This is a genomic window from Paraburkholderia acidicola (genome assembly GCF_002362315.1).
In the GTDB taxonomy this organism is placed as follows: Bacteria; Pseudomonadota; Gammaproteobacteria; order Burkholderiales; family Burkholderiaceae; genus Paraburkholderia; species Paraburkholderia acidicola.
This window is the reverse complement of the sequence record NZ_MTZV01000004.1, coordinates 342,179-360,238: the sequence shown is the minus strand read 5'-3', so window position 1 is coordinate 360,238 and position 18,060 is coordinate 342,179. Positions and strand designations below refer to the sequence as shown.

At 59.5% G+C, this 18,060-nt stretch carries 14 protein-coding genes; 6 read left to right on the top strand and 8 right to left on the bottom strand.

Features of this window, described 5'->3' with window-relative positions; translation table 11 throughout:
* Positions 1-2 precede the first annotated feature (2 nt).
* Entirely contained in the window at positions 3-1,889 is a 1,887-nt protein-coding gene (locus BWP39_RS11855; protein ID WP_096722463.1) for a polysaccharide biosynthesis protein, read from the top strand.
* Positions 1,890-1,947: 58 nt separating this feature from the next.
* On the opposite strand, the gene BWP39_RS11850 is transcribed toward BWP39_RS11855, so the two are convergent.
* Complete coding sequence (locus tag BWP39_RS11850) at positions 1,948-3,048, bottom strand: MraY family glycosyltransferase (RefSeq protein WP_096722460.1); 1,101 nt, start codon at positions 3,046-3,048, stop codon at positions 1,948-1,950.
* Between the two features lie 162 nt (positions 3,049-3,210).
* Between BWP39_RS11850 and BWP39_RS11845 the strand changes: the two genes are divergently transcribed.
* Together BWP39_RS11845 and BWP39_RS11840 are read left to right on the top strand one after the other, a co-directional pair.
* On the top strand, positions 3,211-5,196 hold the full coding sequence (locus BWP39_RS11845) for an acyltransferase family protein (protein ID WP_133116860.1): 1,986 nt from the start codon (positions 3,211-3,213) through the stop codon (positions 5,194-5,196).
* Positions 5,197-5,429: 233 nt separating this feature from the next.
* The gene (locus BWP39_RS11840) at positions 5,430-7,103 is read left to right on the top strand and encodes a methyl-accepting chemotaxis protein (RefSeq protein ID WP_096720343.1); all 1,674 of its coding nucleotides are present in this window, start codon (positions 5,430-5,432) and stop codon (positions 7,101-7,103) included.
* Between the two features lie 22 nt (positions 7,104-7,125).
* Here BWP39_RS11840 and BWP39_RS11835 read toward each other — a convergent pair whose 3' ends face one another.
* From BWP39_RS11835 to BWP39_RS11820, 5 genes are all read right to left on the bottom strand, one after another.
* On the bottom strand, positions 7,126-9,462 hold the full coding sequence (locus BWP39_RS11835) for an LPS-assembly protein LptD (RefSeq protein ID WP_207556767.1): 2,337 nt from the start codon (positions 9,460-9,462) through the stop codon (positions 7,126-7,128).
* Positions 9,463-9,574: 112 nt separating this feature from the next.
* Positions 9,575-9,769: a hypothetical protein gene (locus BWP39_RS31470; RefSeq protein ID WP_133116859.1), complete on the bottom strand. Its 195-nt coding sequence runs from the start codon at positions 9,767-9,769 to the stop codon at positions 9,575-9,577.
* A gap of 342 nt (positions 9,770-10,111) precedes the next feature.
* Entirely contained in the window at positions 10,112-10,615 is a 504-nt protein-coding gene (locus BWP39_RS11830; protein WP_096720341.1) for a VOC family protein, read from the bottom strand.
* 22 nt (positions 10,616-10,637) lie between these two features.
* Positions 10,638-11,459, bottom strand: a complete 822-nt coding sequence (locus tag BWP39_RS11825) for an iron-containing redox enzyme family protein (protein ID WP_096720339.1) — start codon at positions 11,457-11,459, stop codon at positions 10,638-10,640.
* 580 nt (positions 11,460-12,039) lie between these two features.
* Entirely contained in the window at positions 12,040-12,924 is an 885-nt protein-coding gene (locus tag BWP39_RS11820) for a LysR substrate-binding domain-containing protein (RefSeq protein ID WP_207556766.1), read from the bottom strand.
* 135 nt (positions 12,925-13,059) lie between these two features.
* Between BWP39_RS11820 and BWP39_RS11815 the strand changes: the two genes are divergently transcribed.
* The 3 genes from BWP39_RS11815 to BWP39_RS11805 are packed head-to-tail and all read left to right on the top strand — an operon-like array spanning position 13,060 to position 16,114.
* On the top strand, positions 13,060-13,947 hold the full coding sequence (locus BWP39_RS11815; protein WP_207556765.1) for a HalD/BesD family halogenase: 888 nt from the start codon (positions 13,060-13,062) through the stop codon (positions 13,945-13,947).
* A gap of 35 nt (positions 13,948-13,982) precedes the next feature.
* Entirely contained in the window at positions 13,983-15,209 is a 1,227-nt protein-coding gene (locus tag BWP39_RS11810; protein ID WP_096720335.1) for a M24 family metallopeptidase, read from the top strand.
* A 44-nt stretch (positions 15,210-15,253) separates the two neighbouring features.
* On the top strand, positions 15,254-16,114 hold the full coding sequence (locus BWP39_RS11805) for a glycine betaine ABC transporter substrate-binding protein (RefSeq protein ID WP_096720333.1): 861 nt from the start codon (positions 15,254-15,256) through the stop codon (positions 16,112-16,114).
* A 79-nt stretch (positions 16,115-16,193) separates the two neighbouring features.
* Here BWP39_RS11805 and BWP39_RS11800 read toward each other — a convergent pair whose 3' ends face one another.
* Positions 16,194-16,856 carry a DUF6088 family protein gene (locus BWP39_RS11800; protein WP_096720331.1) on the bottom strand — a complete coding sequence of 221 codons (663 nt, stop codon included), beginning with the start codon at positions 16,854-16,856 and terminating at the stop codon, positions 16,194-16,196.
* 44 nt (positions 16,857-16,900) lie between these two features.
* Positions 16,901-17,962, bottom strand: coding sequence for a PDDEXK nuclease domain-containing protein (locus BWP39_RS11795; protein ID WP_096720329.1), 1,062 nt, complete (start codon positions 17,960-17,962; stop codon positions 16,901-16,903).
* Between the last annotated feature and the right edge of the window lie 98 nt (positions 17,963-18,060).

The window sequence follows — 18,060 nt, the reverse complement described above, 5'->3', positions numbered from 1 at the left end:
TGATGTTTAGATCCAGAGCCTCATGGCTGTCTTTCAGCGCTTTCCTTTTCGATCTCTGCGCGGTCGCCGCAGCGTGGCTGGTCGCGTACATCATTCGCTTTAACGGCGTCATTCCGATCGAATTTCGGATGGGCGCGCTGCACTCGATGTTGTGGGTGCTACCTGTCTACGCCGTGATGTTCCACATCTACGGCTTGTATCGCGGCATGTGGGTATTCGCAAGCCTGCCGGACCTGATGCGGATTTCCAAAGCAGTCGTGTCGGGTGCGCTGATCACGATGGTTGTCCTGGTGATGGTTCAGCCGCATCCCATCGTTCCCCGTTCTGTGCTGGTTGTCTCCCCGTTGCTCCTGTTCCTCGGAATGGGCGGTTCGCGTGCGCTCTACCGCGCGGCCAAAGAGTTCTATCTGTACGGCGGTCTGGTTGCTCAAGGCAAACCCGTCATCGTTCTGGGCGCCGGCAGAGCCGGCGCGAGCCTTGCCCGCGAACTGTCCCGCTCGAGCGAATGGCGCCTCGTCGGTCTACTGGACGACGACGTAGCCAAGCATGGTCGGGAAATCTACGGCTACAAGGTTTTGGGGCCTATCAGCGACCTTCCGCAACTCGCGGAGTCGATGAAAACCGAGTACGCGATCATCGCGATTCCTTCAGCGACTGTCGAGGCACAACGACGCGTAGCCACGCTATGTGTGCGCGCAGGCGTTCGTGCGATGGTGCTGCCGGCGTTGACCACTTTGACACAGGGCCAGGCGTTCCTGTCGCGCGTGCGGCATATCGATCTTGAGGACTTGCTGGGTCGCGATGCGGTGAAGATCGACACACCGCACGTCGAGGCGCTGTTGCGAAATCGCGTGGTGATGGTCACCGGGGCCGGCGGTTCGATCGGCTCTGAATTGTGCCGCCAGATCCTGCGTTTCGAGCCTGCACAGCTGATCGCCTACGATCTATCCGAATACGCGATGTACCAGCTCACCGAGGAGTTGCACGAACGCTTCCCGGGTGCGTCGGTGAGTCCGGTCATCGGCGATGCCAAAGATTCGCTCCTGCTCGACCAGGTGCTGTCGCGCCACACACCGCATATCGTGTTTCATGCGGCAGCCTACAAGCACGTTCCGTTGATGGAAGAGCAGAACGCGTGGCAAGCGGTACGCAACAACGTACTGGGCACCTACCGCGTGGCACGCGCCGCGATCCGTCACGACGTTAGACACTTCGTGCTGATTTCAACGGACAAAGCGGTCAACCCGACGAACGTGATGGGTGCGAGCAAACGCCTCGCAGAAATGGCCTGCCAGGCGCTACAGCAGAGTAGCCCGCGAACGCAGTTCGAGACAGTCCGCTTTGGCAACGTGCTGGGCAGCGCGGGGAGCGTGATTCCGAAGTTCCAGCAGCAGATCGCGAAGGGTGGCCCCGTCACCGTCACGCACCCCGAGATCACGCGGTTCTTCATGACCATTCCTGAAGCCTCGCAACTGGTGTTGCAAGCATCGAGCATGGGACACGGCGGCGAGATCTTCATCCTCGATATGGGCGAGCCCGTCAAGATCGTCGATCTTGCCCGAGACCTGATCAAGCTGTACGGATTCAGCGAGGAACAGATCCGGATCGTGTTTACCGGACTCCGTCCAGGAGAAAAGCTGTACGAAGAGTTGCTCGCCGACGATGAAACAACGACTCGCACACCGCATCCGAAACTGCGAATCGCTCAGGCGCGAGAAGTGGCGGATAACCTTCTTGACGAACTGCTGCCGTGGTTGATGCAGCATCGCGTGCTGACCGTCGACGAGGTGCGTCGCGATCTACGGCGCTGGGTTCCGGAGTATCAACCGACGCTCGCACCGCCGCTCCAAAGCATCACCCCAGTGACAGGGATTCGCGCATTGAAGTAACAAGCAGGGTCTCACGCATCACGACAAACAAAAAAAGGCGCTCACGCGCCTTTTTTTGTCACTTCCGTCCCTTCCGCACCACCAACCACCGCGGCACCCGAAACCGCACAATACTCACATAAAGCCAGACATACGTAAAAGCAAACACCACCACAAAGGCGAACAGATGCACCGTATGCCGCCAGAACAGCGTAGCGGGAATCACAGCAACGAGACACAGCAACCAGAGATAAGGCGAGGTGAGCGAATTCCGCTGCGTCAACTCCCGCGCCGTCCGCACCCCCACCGCCCAGCGCATCAGCCGCTTATAAACCAGCATATGCAGATGCACACCATCGGGTATGCCCGGTGAAATCCCCCGAATAAACTTCTTCCGGTAGATCGAGAAACACGTCTCGAAGATCGGGTACATGAACAGCAGCACCGGGTACCACGCGGACACATCGCGATTGCGCATCACCAGCATGATCGACAGTTCGGCCAGCATGAAGCCGATGAAGTAAGCGCCACCGTCGCCGAGAAAGATCAACCCGGCCGGAAAATTCCAGATGAAGAAGCCCATCACCGCGCCCATCATGATCAGCGACGCCGACAGCACGATCGGGTCCGATACCTGAAACGCGACATACGCAAGCGATGCGAACATCATGAACGCGACCATCGAAGCGAGCCCGTTGAAGCCGTCGATGATATTGATCGCATTGGCCAGCGCCGCCACCGCCAGCACGGTGACCACGCCGGAAATCACCGCATACGTGAGCAGGAAATCGAGTGGCGGCACGCTGATCCGTGTCACCGCGATATGCAGCAGGAAGTAGGCAAGCGCCGCTGCCGCCATCGTGCAGACGAGCCGCATGAGCGGCGAGACCCGTTTGGTCAGATCTTCGACGAGACCCGACGCGAACGCCGGCATGCCGCACGCAACCAGGCCGAGTATCCCCACCGATACGGCCGGATAGGCGTGATGCAACTGCACCGCTGATACAACCAGCCCAATCAGGATGCCGGTCCCGCCGATACGCGGCACGGGCCGCACGTGGAATTTCTGCACGCCGGCCAGATCGGTGTCGGTCGAAAATTTTTCGTGCAAGTGCGCATAACGCACGATCAGCAGCGTGACCAGCAGCGAAACGATAAACCCGAGCGCAAAACTAAGCATGAATGTGGCCGGCCAGTACGCAAACGCCAGATTATACAAACGAATCCTGTTGGCTCCCTGGTTGGCAGGTGCGGGGGATCGACAGATTCATCGCAGCGCCGCCATCCTTGCGTTCTTACCCGGCTACTGCATTTGTTTTCGGGATTCGGCCAGGACAAACCAGTGAGTCTTCGGTTCGGTGATAATAGCGGCCTTACAAATATTGTCGACCCCGGCAACCCGTCGAGTATGGATTTTAGAAAAGACATTAACGGACTGAGAGCAATCGCGGTCGCGGGGGTCGTGCTGTTTCACCTGCAGGTCGGACCATTTCCGGGTGGCTTCGTCGGGGTTGACATGTTTTTTGTCATCTCTGGATTCCTCATGGCGTCGATCGCGCGCCGAAACGTAGAGGTCGGTGGCTTCTCGATTCCGGGTTTTCTCGCAAAGCGGATGCAGCGGATTTACCCAGCGCTCGCAGTTCTCACGCTGGCATGCATCGTATGGGCGGGGTGGTCCTATCTTCCGGGTGACTACAAGCATCTCGCTCGAGTCGCTACCAATGCTTTGACGTTTAGGTCGAACGTCGGATTTGCAGGAGATGTCGGCTATTTTCAGCCAGATGCGCAAAAGAGCCTTTTCCTTCACACCTGGTCACTATCGGTCGAAGCTCAGTTCTATCTTGCGTTTGCGGTTGTTTGTGGCGCAACGTGGGCAAACCGAAGGCGGCAGGCGAAGGTATTTGGTCACATCCTCCTTCTTACACTCGGTGTCGCGTCTCTTGCGTGGTGCCTGACGCAGTCGATCTCGAATCCGACAGCGGCCTTTTATCTGTTTCCCGCTCGGGCCTGGGAGTTTCTCGTTGGTGGCGCTGTCGCGGTCTTTCCAACACGCAGACTAACGATCATGTCGCGATCGTTGCTGGGGATACTGGGAAGTCTGCTCGTGATCGTCTCTCTGGTCTACATTGATGCGCAACAGCCTTATCCAGGCTGGCGAGCAATGCTGCCGGTGTTTGGGATCGCATTCATCATCGCAGCAGAATCAGGTCCAGCTAGCTGGTTGTTGAGCGTGGTGCCGCTACAGTTTCTTGGCCGGATCTCGTATTCGGTCTACCTCTGGCACTGGCCGCTAATTCTCGCTTACAAGGAGCGCTTCGGAGTTGCACCGGTCGGACTGGGCGCAGTAGGGTTGATGGTTGGCAGCGTGGCGTTTGGGTGGATCAGTTACCGGTACATCGAACAACCGACACGCCGTTCATGGTCTGGTCGGGCCGTTGTCGGCGGAATGCTGACAGCGATCGTCGCCGGGTTCGCTTTTTCTGGCGTGCTGTCGCTTACCGATGGCTGGCCTCGTCGACTGCCCGAGTACTTGCAACCGGCCGTTGCCGCTATGGAGAATCCGAATTCGCGCGCCGACGAGTGTAGTCGGAATGTCGACGGTACCAAGAATTCTCCAGGGGATTTTTGCGCGATCGGCGCAGACGTTGCGCCAACGATGATGCTGTGGGGCGATTCGTTTGCGGATCGCCTTCAACCTGCGACTTCGGACATAGCGAAGCAACTCGGAATTTCGGGGATCGTCGCAACGGAGGGTGGTTGCCCGCCCTTCCGGGGCAAGGTGTTCAAGGGATCTGGAGCAGAGGTTTTCTCCGGATGCGAGAAGTACGCAAACTTCGTATTCGATTACTTTGAACGCACACCGACCATTAACTTCGTGGTGGTTGCGGCAGACTGGCAACGCTATGAGCCTGGCTACGAAGGGGATGTGCTGAAGCAGATCGGGCAGATCCTGGCGAGCCGGGGTGGTCAGATGGTCTTTGTCGGAATGGTGCCGAATCCGCGAGGTGATGTACCGCACGAGTGGGCTCGCAGACAGTTTCAAGCCGGTCAGTCGATTCCAGAGATGACGGTCCCGCTCGATGATCAGGCAGACCTCTATCAACACGGTGCAAGGCTGAGTGCCGCAGCACTGAAGATCGGTAACGTGACCGTGGTCGATCCATTTAAAGCGCTTTGTTCCGGCAACGTGTGCTACACGGTAAAGGACAGCGTGCCGAGGTTCAGTGATACGGATCACCTCAGCGCGGCCGGTGTGCAGCAACTGATACCGGCTCTGGACGATGCGATGAGGCGGAGTTTTGCGGCAGTGCGTGTCTCGGCTCGATAAGAAGCAGTGACGGCCGATCAGGCCGCAGAGCTTGGGTGGTTGCGGGTCACCACGTGACCTGGTTCGCTGCTGGGTCACGACCACGCAGGCAGCGGAACCGCCCTCATGGATATCCCCTATACACCTATCTCGCCCAAACGCCGATATCCCGCTCAGGGAGGCCACGCCGGCAACCAGCAAAACGCAACCCGTACGCCAACCGCACGCAACCGATAGACCGCCACGGACCCATCATGCTCAACAACCTCACCATTCGCGGTGGCCTGACCCTGATCATCTGCGTATTCGTCGCATTTCTGCTGACGGTGATCGGAGTCGGCTACGGCGCACTGAAGCACACCAGCGACGGCCTGCGCGACCTGCAGCGCAGCTCGGCCGCGCTCGCGTCGTTGAAGACGAGCTCCGAGAAGCTGCTGCAGGTGCGTCTCGCGCTCGGCAGCTACGAGACGCTGTTCAGCATCGGCAAGGACACCGACGGGCTGCTCGCGGCCGCTCACACGATGCTGGTCGATTCGAACAACGACTTCCGTACCTACGCGAGCGGTCCGTTCGCGAGTACCGACGAGCAGAAGCTGGCCCAGGCGGTGACACAGGCCCGTGACGCACTCGTCAATCAGGCAATCGAGCCCGAGCACAAGGCGCTCGTCGACAACGACTTCAACACGTTCCGCACGATCCAGGGCGAAACCGCCGATCGTTACTACAAGGTCTACGCGAAGGCGATCGATGCGCTAGAGCGTGTGCAAACCGACGCACAGCGTCGTGGCGCCGACGACATCGCGCAACGCTTCCGCATCGCGGGTCTGTTGTTTGCGGCCATCGGTGTGATCTCGATCGTGGTCGGTGTCGTTGCGCGCGCAATGATGTCGGCGGCGCTGATCAAACCGGTCAAGCGCACGATCTCGCACTTTCAGAGCATTGCAGCCGGCGATCTGACGATCTCGGTCCGGACCCGTTCGCGCAACGAAATGGGGCAGTTGCTCGGCGCACTCGCACAGATGCGCGACGGGTTGGTGGACACGGTATCGAAGGTGCGTGGCAGCACCGGCGCGATCGCGCACGGCGTGAAGGAGATCGCCGCGGGCAATCTGGATCTGTCGCGCCGCACCGAGCAGCAGGCAGCGGCGCTCGAACGTACGGCGGCGAGCATCGAAGAACTGTCGTCGACGGTGAAACAGAACGCCGACAACGCGAAGGAGGGCAGCCGTCTCGCTCACGGTGCGCTCGATACCGTCACGCGTGGCGGCGAGGTCGTGAACCGCGTGACGCAGACGATGGACGGCATCACCGAATCGTCGCGCAAGGTCACCGAGATCACCGGGATGATCGAGGGCATCGCGTTCCAGACCAACATCCTCGCATTGAATGCCGCCGTTGAGGCTGCCCGCGCCGGCGAGCAGGGTCGCGGCTTCGCGGTGGTCGCATCGGAGGTGCGCAGTCTCGCGCAGCGCTCGGCGACGGCCGCGAAAGAGATCAAGGAGCTGCTCGGGCATTCGGCCGCACAGGTCGCGCAGGGCGCAGCGCTCGTTGTGCAGGCAGGCGGCACGATGAAGGATGCGATGCAGGCGGTGGAGCAGGTCACGAGCATCATGGGCGAAATCGAAGCGGCGGCGCGCGAGCAGAGTGCGGGCATCGAGCAGGTCAACCAGGCCATCACGCAGATCGATGAGGTAACGCAGAACAACGTCGCGCTCGTCGAGGAAGCGGCGGCCGCGGCGAAGTCGCTCGAAGAACAGGCTGAGGTATTGCGGGAAGCCGTGTCGGTGTTTCGCATTGACAGGTCGTATGCCGACTCCGATCCAGTTGCGTCTGATGCCGTGCCGAAGTTGCCAGGACAAACGGGTGCGAGCGGGTACAGACCACACCACCCTGTCCTCGAACACCACACTGAGGCCATCGTCACCTGAAAACCGCTTCGTACGACCGTCGTCACGGATAGTCCGAGAAGCGCGACGTAGGCGCGTCGCTTGCCGGCAGCGGCGTATAGCCCGGCACATTCGCACGAAACTGATCGAGCAGCCCGTTATCGATCTTTGAAAATCCTTTGAGCTGCAACTGCATCAGTACCCGGGTACCGGTGCTCGGTTCGTCGGTGCTCGACGCGTTCGTATACTTTTCGAACGCGATGCTGACTGCCCAGCAATCGGCGTCGTATTGAAGACCCAGCAAGCCGGCAATCAGCCGATGCGTGACCATGTCGTAGTTGATGCGCGCGACGCTCGATATCTGGTGCGCGAGCGGCCACTGTTCCGAGACGATGAACTGGTTGACCGGTTCGTAATCGAGCGTCTCGTCTTCGCGTGTGTAGTGATAGGCGAAGTTCAACACCTCGCGAGACGCGGGCGCCCAGCCGAACCCGACCGTCGCATGCGACAGGTAGTGTTCGATCTCGTTGTACTGGACCGCCTGTTCGGCGCTGAAACCGGGGCCGATCTTGTACGACGCACCTACGATGATTCCAGTCCGGCTCATGTCGGAGATGGGCTCGCCATCCACCAGCGTCACTTGCGGCGCGCGGAAATCGTATAGCTGTGCAACGGTGAAGCGAGCTTTCTCGTCGCCACTCGACGGATCGATCAGACGGCTCGTCACCGCAGCGGTAATACGGCTCGCATCGGCTACGCGATCACCGCCCACAAACGTGTTGTCGGTGAAGATTTCGGACAACCCGAAATCGGCTTCCGCCGTATCGAAGAGCGGTGCGAACTGCTGGTTGCGATATGGTGTGTAGACGTAATAGAGCCGCGGCTCCAGCGTCTGGATGAACGCGTGTCCGAACAGCCGGACGCTGCGCTCGAAAGTCATGCCGGTGTCGAGACTCAGCGTCGGGACGTTGAAGCTGAAGGTCTTCGGTTGCCCGGCCGGTGCATCGCTGCCAATCGACGACAGATCGTAGTCGACGAAATGCCACTTCAATTGCGGGGTAAAAAACCAGCCCGGTCGAACGATCGGATAGCTGATATACGGTGTGAAGGTGAAACGGTTGCCTTCAGTGACACCGGTCCCCGGCAACGTAAATCGCGTTGCATCGGCCTGCGTGCCGAAGTCGAACCCATCCACGTTGTATTGCGTGTAGCGAACGTCGACCTGCGGTTCGCGGTTGTATGTCGTGTCGGTCGAGAATGTCTGCCAGCGTTGCTCGCGTGCCAGCACGGACCACGGTCCGTTGTTGTAGGTGAGCCCGGCTTCCTGCTGATACAGCGTGGTCGAACTGGTGGGGAAGGCGGTGCCCGACGCCAGATCTGTTGTCACTGAGGCATCCGACACGCGGTTGTAATTCACGTAACCGGTGAGGCCCGGGGCGATGTTCCAGTTCTGCACTATCGCAATCGAGTAGCGGTTCGTCTTCGTGATCGCATCGTCGGGCAGATACGCGACATCGATCGTGCCCGAAGATTTTGCTGTCAGATAACGATAGTCGGCGCTCAACATTTCGCCGCGTTTCGACATGTAGCGCGGTGTCAGCGTGAGATCGTAGTTCGGTGCGATGTTGAAGTAGTACGGTAACGCAACATCGATGCCGTTGGTTGAGCCGATCGAGAACGTAGGCGGTAACAGACCGCTTTGCCGATCGTTAGAAAGCGGAAACGACAGCCATGGGCTTGCGAAGATCGGCACGCCCTGAAAGAACAACACACCATCGTGCGCGATGCCATCGTCGCTGCCCTGGTCGATATTGAACTGCGACGCTTTCACGTACCACGCGGGTTGGCCGTCGCACGGGCATGTGGTGTAGGTGCCGTCGTGTATCACCGATCGTTCGCTGTCGATCAGATCGATGCGTTGTGCGCTGCCCCAACCACCGGTCACGCTGAAACGATACTTCGGCACCGTCATGTAGCCTTCGTTTGCGTCGACTCGAAGGTGCGCTTCGGGACCGGTGAACATGTTGCCGTCGTTCACGATCTGAACCGCTCCGTACGCGTCGGCTATGTCGGTGTCGAACGTATAGTGCACATAGTCGCCCTTGACTACCGACGCGTAGCGCCGCAATTCTGCGTTGCCCTTAAGCGCGAGATCGGTGTCGGTTGTGGTGGTCTCGTTGTTACCCAATGTCAGCGTGGCGGGCCTTTGATTAGCAGGCAGTGGGTGTTCGGCGAGTTGCGGTGCGAGGCGCAAGTCCCATTGACCACCGAGGGATTCCGGTGCTGCAGCGGCGCCGGCCAGTTGTGCATACACAGCGGACGGTACCCAGCCCACTGCGAGCAGCACGAGCGAAATCAGAGGTTTCAGGCGAAAGCCTCGCAGGGTGCTGCGCAGAGTCAAGATAAGTGTCGGCGGGCGATGTGCGATTCAAACCATACGGTGTGAGACCGACGTTGTCATGGTTCGGGCGAGGACGCTTGAGGTGCTCGACTGGACCGCGAGCGTTGGAAGATCAAATGCTTGATCGAACTTCGGTGTTCGACGGATAAGCATGAAGCCCGTCGTCAGACACCGCGTCGATCGTGCGGTAACCCGAGACCGTCAGCGTGCTATGCGTGGAGGCGGAGGCGATAAATGCGGAGTACATCGGCGCGGAACTGACTTTCAGTATCGCGGCCAGGATGCAAGGAGTGAAGAATGATTTCATGATGACTGTCTGACCTCGCTGTAGCAGGAAGGGGCAGTCTCACGATAGCCGATGGTGTCCGTCGTTTCGTTACTGGCGTCTCGCTGTTCTTTACAGGATTTGTCATCGCGGCGGCGAGGCTGCATAAGCACGGCGGATCGAACGCCGATAAGCGTGCCTTTTTCGTAACCGCTGCAAGACGGTGTTACGAATCACAAGATGCGGAAATTTTTCATCGATGGCATTACCAATACTTACCGCGTCGACACAGACACGCGTCGTTCCGGAAACGAGGCCCACACGAGCCGGGTGTATGTAACACGGCTCGTGCGGGCAACCACGTCCAGACCACTAATCCAGACACTAAGCCTGATAACTAGCGTCAGCCACCACCGTCTCCAGACTGCTCAGATCCTTGGTCATCGGATCGAAGATTTTAGAAAACACTTCATCGTGATTCTTGAACGCCTTGAACTCAAGCGCGTTCCCCGACGGATCGACGACAAACATCGTCGCATGCTCCCCCGGCATACCCGCCATGCGAACGTGCGGCGGATCGAAGAACGGGTAGTTCTGCGTCTTGATGCGCTCGGCCATGTCGCCCCACGTCTGCCGGTCGAGATTCAGACCGAAGTGCGGCACGATGACCTTTTCGTTATGAAACTTCGACTCGAACATCGCGGGCGTCCGGTCATAACTTGCCGGCGCGATATGCAGCACCAGATGATGGCCGTAGAAATTGAAGTCGATGAAGTTGTCGGTAGACCGTCCTTCGTGTCCGCCCAGCACGTCGCGATAGAACTGTCGTGATGCTTCGAGATCGGTGACGGGTATGGCGAGGTGGAACTGCGTGTGAATCTGTTTCATTTGGGGCTCCGCAGGTGAAGATCTAGGAAAGCGCGACGCTGTGCGCTGCGCCGGCAGGCGCGGTTTGCAGCTGGAAATTGCAGGAGGGAGCGACCCGCGTGCGTTTGACGTCGGTGGAGCGAATGGCAGCAAAAATATTGCTCCAGAAGAGTCCCCACGAGGTCATGCTCTCCTGGTATCCAAGACCAAGATCCGTCACCGCTGCACCGCCTTGCTGGATGATTTCTTCGTTGATGAGCTGGCGCGTCCGAATCCGGTGCTCGATATCGTGCTCGCCGATATGCAGGTCCCAGAACTTCCAGTCGATGGACTCACGGTTGCGCTGGACGTACGGATTCTTGATGACGTGTTCATACAGCTTCGCCAGATAGATCTGACACACGCATTCGCCGCCCATCCCGCGCAATCCGACCGCATATGCATTGCTCGTAGTGTTGCTGACGAGTTTTGTCCGGGTCCCGTCGAGCATGTCGATGTTGTCGGCGAGCGCCAGCGCGTCCAGTTCTTCATTCTGGCTACACAGGCTTCTCAGGAAGTCGTCATAGAGCCGCGGATGCGCGCCCGCCGGATCGCCGCGCCCCAGTTCGTCGAACAGCACATCGGCCATGAAGCTGCGCAGCTTGCCGTCCTTCAGGCGCGCAACCAGGATCGCGATATCCGGAATGTAGTAGACGGTGAAGTAGCGGTACTGGATGAGAATCGCGTTGAGCTGCTCGGGGCTGGCGGTTTCGACGAAGGAGAAAAGCTCGCTTGCGCGTTCGACGGTCTGTTCCTGCAGGGTGTCCGCCATGCGCCAGAACTGATCCGCATTGTCGGAACTCCAGCTGATATCGGTTTTATGCACAGTAAATACCTCGCCTCTGATTCCATGCGCGCGAACATAATCTGATTTTGTTTGTGGCGGGCATGGGAGCGTTGTTTGACACGATGCGCATCGACGAATCGATGTGCTGACAGGGAAACTAAAATTTTGAAATTAGAATTGATTGTTCGTTGAGTATTCTCCTTGCCGGTTGATTGAGGGGTGAGAACTTATAAGCGACCTGGGAAGAGAGGGGCTGGCAAGGCAGATGCGTCGCGACGCGCGGATTCAACGCTGGATCGAGCCGACGTGCGAGGGTGTGCGGTACCGTGCGGCACCTTTACGTCTCCTTGTTTTTGATTGGGGCGATCATGGCGGGCGAAGAGATTTTATGATCCTCGCATAGGGCCGTTTTAATCGCGTCGTCTTATGGCCGCAGTATAGTAATCGGCGAGAGGATTGTTAATTGTAATTTGAGCGATAACTGATTGCGTGTGCAAATCAGATTGCGGTATCGCCTTTTCTAACGTGGCGGAGTTAATCCGCAATGCATATTCACCCGCTGCGTCGGATGCAGTGGGTGAGCTATGGGGATGGCGTGATTCCCAAACGATGGTTACCGCTACCGCCGTCGTTGCTCGATCATTCCCTCGATCAACGTCGCCAGCTCATCAGCGGCCGGGTCGCAGATCCCCGACGATCGGTGCAGTTCCAGATCGGCCGACGGCAACGGCGGTAACCCCTCGTTCTCTCCGAGTACACGCCAGTTCGACGGCAACGTACAGCGATCGATGATCGTCACCGCCGCGCCATGATTGACCGCGATCTTGATGCCGGTCGGGCTCTGGCTCGTGTAGACCACGTGACACGGACGATCGAGCGCCGCCAGCGCTTCAAGACCGCGCTGTCGGTAGCAGCAGGTCTCGGGAAACAACGCGAGCGGCACCGGCGCCGTTTTATCCAGCGCAAAGTCCCGATGCGCGGCCCACACCACGTCTTCGCTGCCGAGATGCCGGCCGCCCGTTTGCGTGCCATGTCGCACGACGAGCGCGAGATCCAGTTCACCTGCCTGCAGGCGTTCGAGCAGTTCGAGCGACATGCGGCAATGGATATGCGGCCGCACGTCCGGCCGCAGCGCGTAAAACTTCTTCAGCAGGTCCGGCAGCCACAGTTCTGCATAGTCCTCTGGTAGTCCAAAGCGGATCACGCCATCTCGTCGGCCCCGATTCAGTGCGGCGATGGCGTCGTTTTGCACCTGAATAATGCGCCGCGCGTGAATCAGGAAATTCTCTCCGTCACGCGATAACGACAGACGCCGGCTATTACGCAGAAACACGTGCGTATCGAGCCGTTCTTCAAGCGTGCGAATGCGCAGGCTGATCGTGGATTGCGTGCGATGCAGCTGTTTCGCGGCGGCCGTAAAGCCGCCGCTGTCGACCACCGCAACGAATGCGCGCAACAGTTCGGGGTCGAGCGCACTGAGCCGTGACCAATCGGGTTCGCTCATCGCAGCCATCGGAATTACTCGCTTTCCAGAAGAAATTGGCGATCAAAAGATGAGGTGTCTTTAACGGATCGCCATTCGCGATACCCCACGCCCTTCATCGATCCGCCATCCACTCCGGAACCGGGAGCTAATATCGTGCCAGTCAGTCCTGCCCTTGCCGATGCCGAATGTAGCGATCTCGGCGATATCGTCGACGCCGAGCGTTTTCCGTTGCACGAACCGGACGGTCCGCGCATGCGCGAACTGATCGCGAGTTGTCGTGCGCGTCTTGCTGAAACGGGTAGCGCCGTGCTGCACGGTTTTCTGCGCCCCGCGGCGCTCGCTCAGGCGCGCGACGAAGGTATCGCGCTCGCTCGCAAGACCTACTTTTCGAGCCGCCGCGTCAACGCGTATTTCACCGCCGACGATCCCTCTCTCCCCGAAGGCGATCCACGACGCGTCTTCATGGATCGCACGAGCGGCTTCGTCACGCGCGACGTGATTCCCGCCGACGCGATCATCCATCGCATCTACGTCGCCCACGCGATGAAGCGTTTCGTTGCCGCGTGTCTTGGCGAAGCGCGCATCTGGGAATACGCGGACCCGTACGCGGGGCTCGTGCAGAACGTGATGCCGCCCGGCACCCAGCAGCCGTGGCACTACGATACGAACGAATTCATCGTGTCGATGATGACGCAGCAGCCGGAGGCGGGCGGTGATTTCGAGTATTGCCCGGGCATCCGCTCGCCGGAAGGCGAGAACTACGGTGAAGTGGGAAGCGTCGTGCGCGGCGAGACCCGTGCGCCGATCAACGTGATCACGCTGCAACCGGGCGACCTGCAACTGTTCAAGGGACGTTTCTCGCTGCATCGCGTGACGCAGGTGCAGGGAGCGATCGAACGTCATACAGCCATCTTTGCGTACTCGAAGAAGCCTGGCGTGATCGGGCGGCTGGAGCGTACGCGCCAGCTCTATGGACGCGTTTCCGAAATGCATCTCGAAGCCGAGCAACGGCTCGTGCGTGCGGACGACCTGGTCGACTGACCTTCACCCCCATTAGATAAAACCCCGCAGACACCATGACCATACTTCGTCCGACCCACCTTCCCGAAGACTGCGAACCGACCGCAGAGGAGATCGCGCAGATCCAGCGCGACCGGCTCGCCGCGGTGCGCCGCGAACTAAAGAAGCGCGACCTGACCGCGGCCGTGTTGTTCGATCCCACCCACATGCGCTACGCGACCGGTTCGCGCAACATGCAGGTCTACTCGATGCGCAATCCGGCGCGCTATGTGTTCGTGCCGGCCGAAGGCAAGGTCGTGCTGTTCGAATATGCAGGTTGCGACTTTCTGGCCGACGGCCTCGACACCGTCGACGAAGTGCGACCGGCAACCGCGATTTCCTACTACTTCTGCGACGACATGCTCGGTCGCGTGACCGAGCGCTGGGCCGACGAAATCGCTGAACTGGTGCGGCAATCGGGTGGCGGTAAACGTCTTGCGATCGAAAGCGCGACCTCGGCGGCGGCATTCGCACTGCAGGCACGCGGCTACCAGATTTCCGACGCCCAGGAGCCACTGGAACGGGCGCGTGCAATCAAGGTACCCAACGAGATCAAGATGATCCGCTCGTCGCTGCGCGCGGCCGAAGCGGGCGTGCGCAAACTCGAAGCAGCACTGGTGCCGGGCATCAGCGAAAACGAACTGTGGTCGCATCTGCACAAGCACATCATCGAGACCGATGGCGACTATGTCGAAACACGTTTGATCAGTTCGGGCCCGCGTACCAACCCGTGGTTCCAGGAAAGCAGTCCGCGCAAGATTCAGGCAGGTGAACTTGTCGGCCTCGACACCGATGTAGTGGGGCGCTTCGGCTACTACGCCGATTTCTCACGCACGTTCCTGTGCGGCGACGGACCGGCGACACCCGCGCAAAAGAACCTGTATCGCCTCGCCTACGAGCAGGTGCATTCGAACATGGAGAACGTGCGTGCCGGCACGACGTTTCAGGAGTTCATTGCGAAAGCGTGGAAGATCCCCGGGCCGTATCAGGCGCGGCGTTACTTTGCGCTCGCGCACGGCGTCGGCATGACCGGCGAATATCCGTACATCGTGCATCGCGAGGACAACGAGGCGAAAGGCTATGACGGTGTGATCGAACCGGGCATGACGCTGTGCATCGAGAGCTACATCGGTCACGAAGACGGTGGCGAAGGCGTGAAGCTCGAAGAGCAGGTGTATGTGCGCGACGACGGCCGCGTCGAGTTGTTGTCCGACTATCCGTTCGAAGCACGTTTGCTTGCTTAACGGCGTGTGCGAGCGCGAGTGCGTTCCTCTCCTGGAAAATCATCATGACCACATTGTTCAGGCGGGCTCTGCTCGCATTGTGTCTGCTTGCCATGCCGGTTGCAGCTTCGCTTGCCGCCGATCGCACGATTTCGATCGGCGTTAACAACTGGGCGGAGAACATCGCCGTCGCGAATCTGTGGAAGGTACTGCTTACACAGAAGGGCTACACGGTGAATCTGCAGTCGGGCGATAAGGCGATCATCTACAGCGGGGTTGCGCAACGCAAGCTCGATCTCACGTTCGAGGTCTGGCTACCTTCCGCCGATGCCGCGCCGTACGACAGCGTGAAGACGCGTGTGGAGAAGATCGGCCCGTGGTTTGACAAGGCGCAACTCGGTCTCGCGGTGCCGGACTACGTGAAGATCGATAGCGTCGAACAGTTGAACGCGAGCAGCGGCCAGTTTCTCCATGACGGCAAACCGACGATCTTCGGTATTGAACCCGGCAGTGGCTTGATGAAACTCACCGCAAAAGCGAAGGTCGACTATGCGCTCGATTACGCGGTGCTGCCTTCATCGGAAGCGGCGATGCTGCTTGCGCTGCAGCGTGCCGGGAAGCGCCAGGAGCCGATCGTCGTGACGCTGTGGAATCCGCACTGGGTGTGGGCGAAGGAGAAGCTGCATTACCTGAAAGACCCGAAGGGGACGTTCGGTACACCCGACGCGATCTATGCGATTGCTGCGTCGAACCTGAGTGCGACGTGGCCGGACGTGTCGCGCTGGTTGCATCAATGGAAGATGGACGACCAGACGCTCGGCGATCTGATGAATGAGATTCGCAGTGCCGGTGATACGCAGCCGGAGAAGGGGGCTGCGCAGTGGGTCGCGAAGAATCAGGGGGTGGTTGGGCAGTGGTTGAAGTAGGTGGGTGCCTTATAGGCAGCTAACGCTTACCGCAGGTAATGCGAGGCTGTGATGATCTGCCGGTAAGCGTCTGCGGTCACTACACAGCGTCCTTGTCAGACGGATTGACGAGGTCACGCAGAAACGTCTGCATCCAGATCGGTAACGCGGACCATCCATCGCGCAGATCGGTCCGGATGGCCTCGCCGTACTGCGTGTCGGCCATGATCCGGCGAAGGATGTCCGTGGTGCGCGCGTGCTCTTGAGGATCGGACAGTACATCCTGCATCCAGTAGAGCGCCTGAACCACGCGCATGGCTGGTCGTCCCGCCCAGAAGAGGCGGCTTGCCGCTGCCGGTTTGAAATGAATTTCCTGGTTGCCGAGTTTGACTGGCTTGAGGCGGGCGTCCGCGAGGACTTCGATACGTGCAGGTACGGCCGTGGTGAGCCCGAGATCATTCGCGGCAGTCATGCCATCGACCACGAAGCGGGCATTGTCCCGATGCGTGACGGCACGGATGACGGCCCGATAGTCCGGAACAGTATCCCGCCCGGTGAGCCGGTTTTTTCTGGGTTGATCGTAGAGGCCGCGATCGATGCGGCGCAAGTCTCCGGAAGCGACGAGCCGCTGCAGCGTCTTGTCGACCGCCGCGCGGCTCGCGAGATGCGCGAAGTTGACCGGAGTCCAGACCACATCCGGATCGGAGGCGATGCGGTCAAGTATCAGCGCGCGAAGGTTGGGATTTTCCTGCAAAGTGTTCATGTCCGAAAAATGTAACATATTTCGGACATCGTTGGCGCTATCAGTCAGCTACCCTGTTCCTCTCCATCGATCGATACATCTTGACGAAGCTCCGCTTCTATCTGAGCGACCGACGGTAATCGTGCCTCAAACGCCTCTGGGATCTGCCGCAGCAGTTGGTATTCCGCGACGCCCATCGGCTTTGCCATGCCTTGCAGTGCGTATTCCGCGACCAGGCGATTTTTCTCACGGCACAACAACAGGCCGATCGTGGGTTGATCTTCCCGCGCCTTCACCTGCGCATCGACGGCGGACAGGTAGAAGTTGAGCTGCCCGGCGTATTCAGGTTTAAAGGGTGTTGTTTTGAGTTCGACGACGACGTAGCTGCGCAGCTTCAGATGGTAGAACAGCAGATCGATGAAAAACTCGTCACCGCCGACAACCAGCGGATATTGCCGCCCGACGAACGCAAAGCCCGCCCCGAGTTCGAGCAGGAAGCGAGTGATGTGACGCGTTAGTGCCTGTTCGATATCGCGCTCCTGGGCGTCATCGGTCAGGCCGAGGAAGTCAAAAATGTACGGATCCTTGAGGGTGTCTCGGGCGAGGTCGGACTGCGGCGGTGGCAATCGCTCGGAAAAATTGGTGACCGCGCCGCCGGTTCGGCCGTACGCTCCTGTGCTGACCTGCATCGCCAGGACATTGCGCGACCAGCCGTGTTCGAGCGATTTGTCGGCGTACCAGTCACGCGCGATGGGGTCCTTGACCTTGTCCAGCAGGATGCAGAGGTGGAACCAGGGCAATTGTGCAGCAGGCTGCTGCACAAATTCCGGCGCCGGCCAGGCCTGCGCCAGCGCGCGCATGTATTTCAGATTGCGCGGCGAAAACCCGCGCATGTCAGGAAAAGCAGCCTTCAGATCCCGTGCGAGCTGGTCAACCACGCGGGTACCCCATCCCTCCCGCTGCTGACGCTCGAGAATGTCGCGACCGATCTGCCAGTAAAGGCCGACCAGTTCGCGGTTTACGCTTGCCGCAGCGCGCAGCCGGGCATGCTCCACTCGCTGCTTGAGTTCGGCCAGCCAGTGTCGGTAATCGTCGCCCCATGGGCCGGTAGACAGCGTATCGGTCATGCTGGTTGTAGCGTCAGTGCGCCTTCTAAGTTCAGGTGTTGCCGCAACCGGTGGTCGAGCGGTTTGCTTCATACGCTACAGGAAAGGAAGCCCTCGTG